Origin of the sequence: Halorubellus amylolyticus (genome assembly GCF_034808145.1) — an archaeon.
GTDB lineage: Archaea > Halobacteriota > Halobacteria > Halobacteriales > Natrialbaceae > Halorubellus.
In genome coordinates this window covers 748473-760960 of the sequence record NZ_JAXHGM010000001.1, presented here as the reverse complement: position 1 = coordinate 760960, position 12488 = coordinate 748473, and the positions used below count along the sequence as shown (strand labels likewise).

General features: G+C 69.7%; 14 protein-coding genes. 8 read left to right on the top strand and 6 right to left on the bottom strand.

Annotated features, from left to right (window positions below; translation table 11 throughout):
* Window positions 1-4 precede the first annotated feature (4 nt).
* From SM754_RS03825 to SM754_RS03810, 4 genes are all read right to left on the bottom strand, one after another.
* Entirely contained in the window at window positions 5-853 is an 849-nt protein-coding gene (locus tag SM754_RS03825; RefSeq protein ID WP_323674884.1) for a ubiquinol-cytochrome c reductase iron-sulfur subunit, read from the bottom strand.
* 2 nt (window positions 854-855) lie between these two features.
* The gene (locus SM754_RS03820) at window positions 856-1248 is read right to left on the bottom strand and encodes a DUF7318 family protein (protein ID WP_323674883.1); all 393 of its coding nucleotides are present in this window, start codon (window positions 1246-1248) and stop codon (window positions 856-858) included.
* Window positions 1249-1251: 3 nt separating this feature from the next.
* Window positions 1252-1911: a plastocyanin/azurin family copper-binding protein gene (locus SM754_RS03815; RefSeq protein WP_323674882.1), complete on the bottom strand. Its 660-nt coding sequence runs from the start codon at window positions 1909-1911 to the stop codon at window positions 1252-1254.
* 61 nt (window positions 1912-1972) lie between these two features.
* Complete coding sequence (locus tag SM754_RS03810) at window positions 1973-2968, bottom strand: DUF7319 domain-containing protein (protein WP_323674881.1); 996 nt, start codon at window positions 2966-2968, stop codon at window positions 1973-1975.
* A 93-nt stretch (window positions 2969-3061) separates the two neighbouring features.
* Here SM754_RS03810 and SM754_RS03805 point away from each other — a divergent pair, with 93 nt between their 5' ends.
* Window positions 3062-3544, top strand: a complete 483-nt coding sequence (locus SM754_RS03805) for a DUF7321 family protein (RefSeq protein ID WP_323674880.1) — start codon at window positions 3062-3064, stop codon at window positions 3542-3544.
* Window positions 3545-3580: 36 nt separating this feature from the next.
* On the opposite strand, the gene SM754_RS03800 is transcribed toward SM754_RS03805, so the two are convergent.
* Window positions 3581-3835: a hypothetical protein gene (locus SM754_RS03800; RefSeq protein ID WP_323674879.1), complete on the bottom strand. Its 255-nt coding sequence runs from the start codon at window positions 3833-3835 to the stop codon at window positions 3581-3583.
* Between the two features lie 82 nt (window positions 3836-3917).
* Entirely contained in the window at window positions 3918-4601 is a 684-nt protein-coding gene (gene nth, locus SM754_RS03795) for an endonuclease III (protein ID WP_323674878.1), read from the bottom strand.
* Between the two features lie 140 nt (window positions 4602-4741).
* Here nth and mvaD point away from each other — a divergent pair, with 140 nt between their 5' ends.
* From mvaD to polX, 7 genes are all read left to right on the top strand, one after another.
* Window positions 4742-5749: a phosphomevalonate decarboxylase MvaD gene (mvaD, locus tag SM754_RS03790; protein ID WP_323674877.1), complete on the top strand. Its 1008-nt coding sequence runs from the start codon at window positions 4742-4744 to the stop codon at window positions 5747-5749.
* A 106-nt stretch (window positions 5750-5855) separates the two neighbouring features.
* Window positions 5856-6773, top strand: coding sequence for a rhomboid family intramembrane serine protease (locus SM754_RS03785; protein ID WP_323674876.1), 918 nt, complete (start codon window positions 5856-5858; stop codon window positions 6771-6773).
* Window positions 6773-7531 carry an endonuclease V gene (locus SM754_RS03780; protein WP_323674875.1) on the top strand — a complete coding sequence of 253 codons (759 nt, stop codon included), beginning with the start codon at window positions 6773-6775 and terminating at the stop codon, window positions 7529-7531. The genes SM754_RS03785 and SM754_RS03780 overlap by 1 nt, the downstream gene beginning before the upstream one ends.
* Window positions 7532-7814: 283 nt before the next feature.
* Window positions 7815-8699, top strand: coding sequence for an SDR family oxidoreductase (locus SM754_RS03775; protein WP_323674874.1), 885 nt, complete (start codon window positions 7815-7817; stop codon window positions 8697-8699).
* A gap of 3 nt (window positions 8700-8702) precedes the next feature.
* Complete coding sequence (locus SM754_RS03770) at window positions 8703-10172, top strand: glycerate kinase type-2 family protein (protein WP_323674873.1); 1470 nt, start codon at window positions 8703-8705, stop codon at window positions 10170-10172.
* A gap of 103 nt (window positions 10173-10275) precedes the next feature.
* A complete protein-coding gene (locus tag SM754_RS03765) occupies window positions 10276-10716 on the top strand; it encodes a DUF5788 family protein (protein WP_323674872.1) in 441 nt (146 codons plus the stop codon).
* Between the two features lie 16 nt (window positions 10717-10732).
* A complete protein-coding gene (polX, locus tag SM754_RS03760; protein WP_323674871.1) occupies window positions 10733-12484 on the top strand; it encodes a DNA polymerase/3'-5' exonuclease PolX in 1752 nt (583 codons plus the stop codon).
* The last annotated feature ends 4 nt before the right edge of the window (window positions 12485-12488 follow it).

Sequence of the window (12488 nt, the reverse complement as noted above, 5' to 3'; positions counted from 1 at the left end):
TGTGTCAGTCCTCCTTCGCCGGCCGTGGCAGTGCCACGAACGACTTCTTCACGATACTGAACGGGTCGTAGACGGACTGGTGGCACTGGCAGTAGATCTTGTCCGCCGCACCGAAGTTCGCGGACCCCTCGATGTCCTTGAAGCCGGGGACGCAGCAGAAGTGCGTGCACTTGTTCAGCCACGCGACGCAGCCCTCGGCCGTGGACGCGTCGATCCAGTCGTCCTCCTCGGCGAGTTCCTGGACGTTCTCGGACCGGACGATCTGGATGGGCATCGTCTCGGCGGGGTCCAGGTCCTGGGACCGCCACGTGCCGGCCGCCGGCTTCCCGTTCGACTTCGTCCCGAACGACGTGTTCCACTCCCGCCAGGGGTCGCCGAGCTCCTGGAAGTCGTCGATGTGTATCTTGTCGCCGCCCTTGTCGCTGTGCCAGTCGTAGCCCGTCGACGAGTACCGGAAGTAGTTGTCCTGGTCCGCTTCCGGGTACACGCCCGAGTACGTCTGCACGCCGCAGTACTGGAACCACGCGGACGAGTAGTCGACCTCCGTCCCGCCGTAGTTCTCGGTGACGGCAGCGTCGGCGCCGTCCTCGTACTCCGGCCACGCGCCCATCAGGTAGCCTTCGCTGTCTATCTCGACGGGAATCTGGGGCATCCCGCGCGGTGCGGGGCCGTCGGTGTTCTCGACGGCGTAGAACGTCGTCGTCCCACCACCGGCGCCGCTCGGTGCGGTGGCGGTGTTCACGGCGGCGGCGCTCGCTGTCGTGACGCCCGCGAGGGCGGCGCCGCCGACGACGCCTTTGACGAACCGCCGACGGTCCGATTCGACCGGATACTTGTCTTCGTCCAGTGGCATTGTTATCGCTTGTAGTACGGGTATACTGCCCGTTTCAGTGTCTCGACCGCGTTCTCGGGGTCGAAGCTCTGCTCCCCGTCGACGTCCTCCTCGCGGATGTAGAGGTCCTCCCACTTCCGGCGTCGTTTCTTGACGATCATGACGTCCGGGAGGAACTCCTTCCGGTACAGCAGGAGGATGAACGCGAGGTCGACGAAGATTATCGCGAGGATCGTCCCGAGGTACATGTTACCGACCGCGTCCAGTCCCCAGCCGGCGACGAGACCGTACGTGAACAGTCCGACGAACACGACCTCGATGACGGTGAGCAGGACGATGGCGACCGCGGCGGCCGTGCTCTCGCGAGCGGGCTCGTAGCGGTGGATGTCGCCGTAGTTGCTTCCTTTGGTCGACATGGATTAGTCCTTGTTGGGGGCCGCGGTGTGCGCGGATTCGCCGTACTTGAGCGTGTAGAACGTGAAGAGCAGCGAGCTGATGATGGCGAGGATGGTCGCCAGTCCGACGAAGTGCGCCTGGAACGGGACGCCCATGTGTTCGGGGTCCTGTTCCTTGCCACCGCCGGAGGCCACCGTGTCCTTGACGGTGATGCTCGCCTCCATACCGGCGCCGACGTGGGGCTGACAGTAGTACTGGTACTCGCCGTTGGTCGTGAACGTGTGCGAGTACTCGTACCCGGTGTTGTACGTCTTCGAGTCAGCACCTGGCGTCCCTTCCCAACCGGCGCCTTCGGGTTGACCGTCGACGACGATGTTGTGGTTGTCGGAGTCCCACACGAAGTTCACGGTCGTCCCGTTCGCAATCGTGAGGTCCGCCGGTTCGTACACGAGCGAGCCGCCTGGGCCGACGACGACCTCCTTGGTCGGGCCGGAGGGCGCACCGCCGCCGGCCGTGGTGTTGTTGGCCGACCCTGTACCGTTCGGTGCGCCCGTGGTGGTCGTGTTGTTGGGCGCGCCGGAGCGTCCTTGGTCCTCGGCGGCGGCGCCTGCGGACGCCGCGCCGACTGCCGCGGCGGCTCCGGAAACGCCGCTGGCAGTTCTCAGAAAGTCCCGCCTTTTCATATACATCCGTAGGTCAGGATTGACGTTGCTTAAACCCACCGATGCGGGTGTCTGGAGGGGGTTACGTGGTCGGGTTCGAGCTCTCGTCACCGTCGCGTTCCGCGTCGGGTTGCCCCGTTCCAGCGGGGTCAGTGCCGTCGGTCCGCTCGGAGGCCGATTCGGACGCGTCGGGACGGTCCGCTGCGGGCCCGTCGAGTGCCGTCTCGACGGTCGCTTCGTCGTCCTCCGTCGGGAGGAACGCGGGACGTTCGCCGTCCTCGAGCCCGATCGCTCGAAGTCGTTCCCGGTACTCTTCGGCGCGGAACTTGTCGGAGAGCCGCGCGTTCGCGACGGTGAAGAACAGGACGAACGTGGCGGCGAGGAACAGGAGGCCGAACACGATCATGAGGCCGCGACCGATCTCGCCGGTGCCGGCGGCACCCGGTGCGAACACCGCAGCGCCGAGGAGGACGACGCCGGAGAGCCCGAGCACGCCGGCGATGAGCTGCAGCATGAAGTTCCCGAGTTCACCGCTGCCCTCGGGGACCTCCTCGGGGTCCGGTAGCACGGCACCGGCCGGTGGCTCCTCCGGTTCGTAGGAGTCCATCGAGCAGAGCGCGACCGTCGGTTTCACGTCCCTGAGCACGGTCCCGAACCCCTCGACGGAGCCGTCGCGTTTGACGACGGCGTACCCTTCGTCGGAGAACGCGAGCACGGCGTCGTCGCCGTCGACCTCGCGGCGTTCGACGACCGCGAACACGTCCCGGTGCGCGACGCGACGCTCCAGGTCCGTCCGGACGCGTTCGAGGAGTTCGTCGCCGGTGATCCACGTTCCCTCGTCGAACGCGGCGTCCCATTCCTCGGGCGTCATCTCCGCCATGTCTCCCGGCCCGAAGTCGTCGAAGTCGTACTTCTCCTCGACGCGTGCGCGCAGTTCCGCGTCCGATGCCGAGTCGTCGTCGGACGGGGACGAGGCCACGTCGCCCGGCGGTGACGCGTCTCGGTCCGGCCCGGACGGGTCGTCGCTGTCGCTCCCGGGGTCGGGGTCGTCGGCCGACGTCGGTCGGGAGTCAGTCATCCCCCGGTACTTCGGTCCACGGGCGTTTACCCTTTCCGACCGCGGGCGTCCGGGAACGCGTCCTTTAGGACACCCCGGCCGTTAGGGCCGAGCATGGTCGAAGACGTGGTGGTCGCGACGGTCGTCACCGCCGTCGTCACCGCCAGCTTCCCGTTCTACGTCTACGGTGCCTGGTACATCATCAACCAGCCGGTCGTGACGTGGGACGTCCTCATGTATCACTTGAAGTTCGTCGTCACCGGACTCGCCCTGAACACCGTCCCCGTCGTATTCTGGATGGCGCCGCGGCTGTTCGACAACATCAGCAGCCTGACCGCGCTCCACGCGTTCTTCGGGCTCCAGGCGTACGCGATGCTCCTGTTCGGACTCTGGGGTATCGCCCGCATCTTCCAGGCGAAACGCAGCGCGGACCTCTACGACGACCCCGACCAGGACGTCTCGATCGACGAACTCCACGAGCACATGGGGAAGTGGCGGACGCGCCTGCGCGTCGGCGTCTTCGGGTACGTGTTCTTCTGGATCCTCGCGTACCTCGTCGGCGTCGCCCGGTACGTGCGGTGGTACAGTATCCTCTAGCGCCGTTTCACTGCCGGCGATGCTCCCACGCGCCGGTCACTGCTGGCGGTTCGGCATCTCGTCCGGCGCGTTGTCGTGTCGGGTCTTATCGCGCGCCTCGTCGTTCAGCTTCTCCGTGTTCGTCCGTTCCCCGGGCTCGCGGTCGTTCTCCTCGTCCTCGACGGCGTCGTCGTGCGCGTCGGCGACGTCCGCGAGTGCTTCGGCGGGGACGTTCGTTCGCTCCTCGGGCGAGAGCTCCTCGTGTCGGTCGGCGTCACTGGTCTCGTCGTCACTGGTCTCGTCGTTCGTCATACGTCGAACGCGGTTGGCCACGCCGGTATGCGTCGGGCCAAATCGGCTTGGTTGACGCGGCCGGAGCCGGCGACGCCCGGTTTCACCACGCCTCGCCGCTGGCGAGGTCGACCTCGCCGTCGCCCCGCTCGCTCGGACAGATGTCCGCGAGGACGCACGCGTCGCAGTCGGCGCTCCGCGCGCCACAGACGGCGCGCCCGTGGTCGATGAGGAGGTGCGTGAACTGCTGCCATTCGCTCTCGGGGACGACGTCCAGGAGGTCCTGCTCGATGGCCTCGGGGCGCTCCTCGGTCGTCAACCCGAGGCGCCGGGAGAGGCGCTGGACGTGCGTGTCCACGACGATCCCCTCGACGACGTCGTGGCCGTGCTGGAGGACGACGTTCGCCGTCTTCCGACCCACGCCGGGAAGGTCCGTGAGCGCGCTCATCTCGTCGGGGACCTCGCCGTCGTGTTCGGCGAGAAGCTGCTCGCCGGTTCCCTGCAGGTAGCCGGCCTTGTTGTTGTGGAACGTGATCCCGTAGATGGCGTCCGCGAGTTCGTCCCGGGTCGCGTTCGCGTAGTCCGCTGGCGTCTGGTACGTCTCGAAGAGGTCTTCGGTGACGTCGTTCACGCGCTCGTCGGTGCACTGTGCGGACAACACGACCGCGACGAGCAGCTCCAGTCGCGACGCGTAGTTCAACGATATCGTCGAATCGGGGTACTCCTCGTGGAGGCGTTCGACGACGGTCTCGGCTTGCGCGCGTCGCGAGTCGCGTGGCGTTCCCATACCAGGGACGTCGGAACGGGTCCGTTTCAGCCGTTCGGTTCCGGAGACCACCGACCCGTCGACGACCAGTGACGCCGCGCACCCGGCCGCGTCCGTCGTCTGCCGTGGGTTTTAAGCGCGCGGTCGTCTCCCGTACTGGTATGAAAGCTACCGCGATGGCGCACCCGATTCAGGGGCTCGTCAAGTACCACGGGATGCGCGACGACATCGAGCGACTCCCGTACCACGACTCCATCAGCGTCTGCACGGCGCCGAGTCACACGAAGACCACGGTCGAGTTCTCCATGGATTACGACGAGGACACGTACATCGTCGACGGCGAGGAACTCGAAGGGTCCGCGTTCGACCGCGTCGAGCGCGTCGTCGAGAAGGCGCGGTCGATGAGCGACGCCGCGCACACCGTCTACCCCGTCCGGTTGGAGAGCGAGAACTCGTTCCCGTCGAACGTCGGACTCGGTTCCTCGTCGTCCGGGTTCGCGGCCGCAGCACGCGCGCTCGCTGAGGCCGCCGAACTGGACGCGACCCTCGAGGACATCTCGACCATCGCACGCGTCGGTTCAGCGAGCGCCGCACGCTCCGTCACCGGCGGGTTCTCGTACCTGAGTGCCGGTATGAACGACCAAGACTGTCGGAGTCACCGCATCCCCACAGACCTCGAGAGCGACCTGAAAATCGTCGTCGCACTCGTCCCCGCGTACAAGGAAACCGACGACGCGCACGAGGAGGCCGAACGCAGCCACATGTTCGGCGACCGGATGGCGCACGTCCACGAGCAACTCCAGAGCTGTAAGGACGCACTGCACGACGACGACCTGGAACGCGTCGGCGACATCGCCGAGCAGGACTCGCTGAGTCTCGCCGCGACGACGATGACCGGCCCCGAAGGCTGGGTGTACTGGAAGCCCGCGACGCTCTCCGTGTTCGACACGGTCCGCGACCTCCGCGAGAACGGGTACGAGGACGACGACGACGTGAACTCCGTCCCCGTGTGGTTCTCCACGGACACCGGCGCGTCCGTGTACGTGAACACGACCGCCGACCACGTCGAACGCGTGAAGGAAGCCGTCGCGGAGACGGGCGTCCGCACCACCATCTGGGAGGTCGGCGGCCCCGCGAAGCTGCTCGAGGACGACGAAGCGCTCTTCTAGCCGTCGACGACCACCGCCGACCCGTCCGGACGATGCCCGGCAGGTCTGGCGGCGTCGATGACGGACACCCAAAGCCCCTTGACCCGTCCTCCCGTAGCCGCCGGCAATGGCGAAATGCGACGAGTGCGGCAAGCACGAGAACATGCCGTACACGTGCTCTCACTGCGGGAACACGTTCTGCGGCGAACATCGCTTGCCGGAGAAGCACGACTGTCCGGGGTTGACCGAGTGGAACGACCCGAAGGGCGTGTTCGACAGCGGGTTCGACGATTCGGTCCAGTCCGAGGGGAGCGGGCGGTCGTTCTCGCTGTTCGGCCCCGGGGGTGCGTTGTCGTACTTCCGGGGGAACATGACGTACGTGTTCCTCGCGGCGATGTTCGTGACGTGGTTGACGCAGTGGGCGGTCCTCGAGTTCGTCGGCGCGGGGACGTACCTGGACGTGTTCGTGTTGTCCACGGATAACCCGCTGTACGTCTGGACGTGGGTGACGTCGATCTTCGCGCACTCGCCGCCGCCGGCGCTCGGGCACATCGCGGGGAACGCGATCATCATCTTCTTCTTCGGTCGGATAGTCGAGGACTTGGTCGGGTCGCGGGACTTCACGCTCCTGTTCCTCGGCACGGGCGTGCTCGCGGGCCTCGGCCAGATCGGGTTGTCGATGGCGCTGAACCCGGGCGAACTGTCGGGGGTGCTCGGCGCGAGCGGCGCAGCGCTCGCGATACTGGGCGTCCTGACGGTGCTGGCGCCGGACCTGAAGGTGTACATCTACTTCATCCTCCCCGTCCCCATCTGGGCGATCACGATCTTCTACGCGCTCATCTCGTCGCTCGCCATCCTCGGCGGCGGCGGCGGCGTCGGCGCTGGCGGGGTCGCGCAGGGCGCGCACCTCGTCGGCCTCCTCGTCGGGTTGGCGTACGGGAAGTACATCGAGGGCGACGTCCGGCGCCCGCAGAGCCTCGGGTTCGGCGGTGGTGGTCGCGGCCCCGGCGGTCCCGGTGGCCCGGGTGGCAGGCGTCGGTTCTGATGGACGTCGAACGCCCCGAGTTCGTTCCCGACCCGTCGGCGTCACGCGAGGAGATGGAAGCCCAGCAGCGCGCGGTCGCGGACGTGGCGTCGTTCGCGGACGACTTCGGGTTCGACGCGGCGCGCGTCGGGCGGCCGGAGGGGCCGCTGGTCGCTGGCGTCGACCAGGCGTTCCTCGACGACCGCGCGGTGTCGGCGGTCGTCGTCTCGCGTGGCGACGAGGTCGTCGAGCGCACGTACGCGGTGACGTCACTGAAGATACCCTACATTCCCGGGTTGCTGTCGTTCCGCGAGGGCGGCCCGATCGTGGATGCCCTCCAGGGACTGGAGCACGACCCAGACTTAGTGCTGTTCGACGGGAGCGGCCGCATCCACTATCGGGAGGCGGGGCTGGCGACGCACATGGGTGTCGTGTTCGACGTGCCGGCCGTGGGCGTCGCGAAGAACCTGCTCTGTGGGACGCCAGAGCGCGACGTGGATGGGCTCGCGGCGGGCGAGCGCGTGCCGGTGCTCGCGGACGAAGCCGTGACGGCGTCCGACGGCGAGGTCGTGGGGTACGCGGTCCAATCCCGCCAGTACGACTCGGGGTCGCGGTCGATCAACCCGCTCTGGGTGAGTCCCGGGCATCGCGTGTCGGCGGCGACAGCCGCGGACGCGGTGCTCGCGACGACCGCGGGCTACAAGCTCCCGGAACCGACGCGGCTCGCCGACGCGTACGCCGACGAGGCCAAGCGCGAGGTCGAGCGTCGCGAGGACTGAGAGTCGAGGTCGACGGCTGGGGCGTGGCTGGGGTGGACCGACCGCTCCGTGGCTGGGGTGAACCGACAGTTGCGTGACTGGTGGGGGCTGACAGGCGACCCGTGTCGTCCGTGCGCGCCGGCGGGTCGCGCTCCCGCCTGGACCGACGCGCGCCGAGCCGATGGTGACGACGACCGTGGCCGCGTTCCCGTACTTGAGTCCCGGGCCGTCACTTGGGTCGCGAGCCGTCGCCGCGACGGCTGGACCGGTGACACTTACGTACCCGCCGGGCGAACGCCGGGATATGACTGACGCGGACGAGTCGGCGGTCGCTGTCGAGGACGATACGGGTGGGGAGACCCGGCACAAGGACGTCTGCCTCGTGACGGGTGCGTCCTCGGGTATCGGGCGGGCGACGGCCCTCGCGTTCCTCGCGGAGGACTGGGTGGTGTACGCGTCGGCGCGAGAGCCCGACGACGTGGCCGAGCTGGCGGACGCGGGTTGCCGTACCGTCGAGTTGGACGTGACCGACGACGAGCAGGTGGCGGCGGTCGTCGAACGCGTCGTCGACGAGCAGGGACGCATCGATTGCGTCGTGAACAACGCGGGGTTCGCGCAGTTCGGGCCGCTCGAGGACGTGTCGACGGCGGCGATGGAACGCCAGTTCGACGTGAACGCGTTCGGGCCGCATCGGCTCGTTCGCGCGGCGCTCCCGCACATGCGCGAGGCCGGGGACGGGACGATAGTGAACGTGTCGAGCGTCGTCGGCGAGCTGTCGCTCCCGGGGTCGGGGGCGTACGCGGCGTCGAAGGCGGCGGTCGAGTCGATGAGCGATGCGCTCCGCGCGGAGGTCGAGGAGTACGGCGTGGACGTGGCCGTGGTTGCGCCGGGGCCGGTCGAGTCGTCGTTCTACGATCGCGCGGACCAGGAGCTCGAGGCGACGTCGCGCTCGGGCGCGTACGAGGACATCTACGAACTGTACGACGATGCGGCGTCGATGGGCGGGTTCGGGCCGGCGTCGATATCGCCGGCGATGGTCGCTGACGCGATCGTGAACGCGGCGAGCGCGACGGATCCGGCGCCGCGGTATCCGGTCGGCCCGGTCGCGAAGTACTCGGGGCTCGTGCGGTTCGTCCCGAAGCGCTTGCGTGACAGGGTGTTCGGGCTGGCGCGTCGGTTGTTCGCGTGAGTCGTGTTCGACGTCCTCGGCGGTGACGGTGATGCCGGGTGCCCCGGTGGTGAGAGCGTGGGGTCGGGCGTCGTCGAGACGGCGGTCGCCGCGCTCGCGGCGGGTGTCGAGCGCGCGGACCCGGGGCGAGCGACTCGCGACGCGGTGGTGGTCGACGACGACGCGCTCGTCGTGTGCGGGGAGCGGTACGCGCTCGCTGGCGTCGACAACGTCGTGGTCGTCGGTGCGGGGAAGGGCTGTGACCGGGTCGCCGCGGCGCTCGTGGACGTGCTCGACGGCCGCGTCGACGATGGCCTGGTCATCGTCGACGAGCCGACCGCCGGACTGGCGATGGGACCGGTGGCGGTGCGCGTCGGCGACCATCCGGTCCCGAGCGAGCGCGGTGCGGCGGCGGCGCGCGAGGTCCGCGAACGGGTCGCGGACGCGGACGAGCGAACGCTCGTGCTCGTGGCGGTGACGGGTGGGGCGTCGGCGTTGCTCGCCGCGCCCGTCGAGCCGGTCGGGCTGGACGCGCTCCAGGGCGTGACGAGCGTGCTCCTCGACGCCGGGGCGGCCATCGACGAGGTGAACGCGGTCCGGAAGCACGTCTCGACCGTGAAGGGCGGGCGGTTGGCGGTCGCGGCGGCGCCGGCTCGCGTGGTGACGGTCGCGGTGTCGGACGTCGTCGGCGACGACCCGGCGGTCGTCGGGAGCGGGCCGACGGCGCCGGACGCGTCGACGTTCGCGGACGCGCTCGCCGTCCTGGACCGGTACGACGTGGACGCGCCCGTGGTCCGCGCGCACCTCGAAGCGGGTGCGGCCGGTGACGGCTCGGAGGGCGCCGCGGAGACGCCGAGCGTCGACCACGAGGCGTTCCGCGAGACCGGCGTCGGCGACGCGGGATTCCACGTCGTCGCGTCGGCGCGCACGGCGGTCGCGGGCGCGGTCGACGCGGCCGCCTCGAGCGGGTACGAGCCGACGGTGCTGTCCTCGACGGTGACGGGCGAGTCCCGCGAGTGCGGGCGCTTCCACGCCGCGGTCGGTCGCGAGGTCGCGTCCGCAGGGGAACCGGTGGCGACGCCGGCGGTGCTCGTGTCGGCGGGCGAGACGACCGTGACGGTGTCCGGCGACGGCGACGGTGGCCCGAACCAGGAGTTCGTGCTCGGCGCCGCGCTCGACCTCGCGGCGGGGCCCGAGCTACCGCCGGCCGTCGAAGCGGCGGTCGCCGCGGTCGATACCGACGGCCGAGACGGAAGCACCGACCACGCCGGCGCGGTCCTCGCGGCCGACGCGCTCGCCGACCCGGACCTGCGTCGCGAGGCGCGAGACGCGCTCGCGCGGAACGACGCGAGCGGGTTCTTCGAGCGATTCGAGCGCGCGACGGCGGGCGACGCCTCCGGGACCAGAGTTCCTGTCGGCGGCCGACTGCGGTCGGGGGCGACGGGCACGAACGTGAACGACCTCCGCGTCGTCGTCGTCGTCGACGACCGATAGCGCCCGACTCGCGGCGGCCGTGCGCGGCGACGGCGGCAGGAACGACGGCAACGGGCGGTGGGGGACCCGCAGCGTTTTGACGATGGCGGTCCGAGCGTCGACCGTGAAGTCGTACGAGCGGAAGCAACTCCTGGAGCGCATCGAGCGCGAGAGCGCGACGGTCGGCGCGGACATCCCCGAGACCATCACGGTCCAGGGCGAGCCCCTGGAGCTCCAGTCGTTCGTGTTCGAGATGAAGCGCGTCGACGGCGTCGCGCCCGAGGACCGCGAGCGCGTGCAGGACGCGAAACGGAACCTGCGGCGCGAGCGCCTCCAGCGCAAGCAACGCCTCGAGGACGACCCCGACCTGTCGTTCGAGGATGGCGAGGCGCTCGTCGGCGCGATCATCGGCCTGGACCGCGCGCTGAACGCGCTGGAGAACCTCGGGCCGACGGACCTGGAGCGCGAAGCCCAGGCGAAGACGGCGGCCGACCGGAAGCGCTGGATGAACTTCCTCCAGCAGGCGCTCGGCCACGACGAGGACGGCCCGCGAACCGGGCTCTGACACGGAGACTGATACGATGGCACTCAAGCACGACGTCGGCGACGAACTGGAAGCGTACGCGAACCTCCTGGAGATGGACGGCGTGGAGTACAAACCGAACGTGTACCGGCGCGCCGTCGAGAGCCTCCGCGAGTACCCGGGGTCGCTCGAGGCGCTCGCCGAGGACGGCGAGGACGCCCTGCAGGCGCTCGACGACGTCGGGGACGCCATCTCCTCGAAGATAGTCGAGTACCACGAGACGGGCGCCATCGAGGAGGTCGAGGCGTTACGCGAGCGGTACCCCGTCGACCTCGATGCCCTGCTGCGCGTGGAGGGCGTCGGCCCGAAGACGATCGGGACGCTCTACGACGAGCTCGGCGTGACGGACCTCGACGAGCTCGAGGCGGCGGCCGAGGACGGCCGGGTCCAGGACGTGAAGGGGTTCGGTGCGAAGACCGAGGCGAACATCCTCGACGCCATCCCGTTCGCGCGCCAGGCCGGCGAGCGCGAGCTCCTCGGCGAGGCGCGCCCGGTCGCGGAGCGCGTCCGCGCGTTCGTGAGCGAGCACGACGCGGTCGAGGCAGCCGAGGTCGCGGGGTCGACGCGTCGATGGCGCGCGACCATCGGGGACGTCGACGTGCTCGCGGCGAGCGCGGACGGGCAGGCGGTCGTGGACGCGTTCGCCGCGTGGGAGCCGGCGGACGCGGTCATCGAGGCCGGCGAGCAGAAGGCGTCGCTGCGGTTGGACGGGATGCGTATCGACCTGCGCGTCGTCGTCCCCGAGGAGTTCGGGAGCGCGCTCCAGTACTTCACGGGGAGCAAGGACCACAACGTCACGTTGCGGAACTACGCCATCGAGCGCAGCGTGAAGCTCAACGAGTACGGCGCGTTCGACGTCAGCGAGGTCGACGACGCCGAGGACGGCCAGCGCGTCGGCGAACGGATCGGTGGCGACACGGAGGCGTCGATGTACGCGGCACTGGACCTGCCGCTCGTCCCGCCGGAGCTCCGCGAGGGCCGCGGCGAGGTCCGGGCCGCCATCGACGACGACCTCCCGACACTCGTCGCGGCGGCGGACGTCCGCGGTGACCTCCACACGCACACGGACGCGAGCGACGGCGCGAACTCGGTCCGCGAGATGGTCGAGGCCGCGAAGGCGTTCGGGCACGAGTACGTCGCCATCACCGACCACGCGACCGGGCCGGGCGTCGTCGGCGGGATGGGCGTCCCCGACGACGACCTCCTGGACCTCGCGGAGACGGTCGCGGCGGTCGACGACGACGTCAACGGCGTCACGGCGTTCTCGGGCGTGGAGGCGAACGTCGCGGCCGACGGCTCGGTGTCGGTCGCGGACGACGTCCTCGACGCGCTCGACGTCGTGGTCGCGTCGCCCCACAGCGCACTGGACCAGCCGGGTGACGAGGCGACCGACCGGCTCTGTACGGCGATGGAACACCCCGCTGTCGACGTCCTCGGGCACCCGACGGGGCGACTCCTGAACCAGCGCGAGGGACTGGGCGTCGACGCGAACCGGCTCGCCGCGGTCGCCGCCGACGAGGGGGTCGCGCTGGAGGTGAACGCGACCCCGAGTCGCCTCGACCTCTCCGGGAGCGCGGTGCAGGCCGCGGTCGACGCGGGCGCGACCGTCTCCATCAACACGGACTCGCATCGCCCCGGGACGTACGGGAACGTGACGTACGGTGTCCATACCGCCCGCCGCGGCTGGGCGGAACCCGACGACGTCCTGAACACCTACGACGAGCGCGCGCTCCGCGAGTTCCTCCACTGACGGG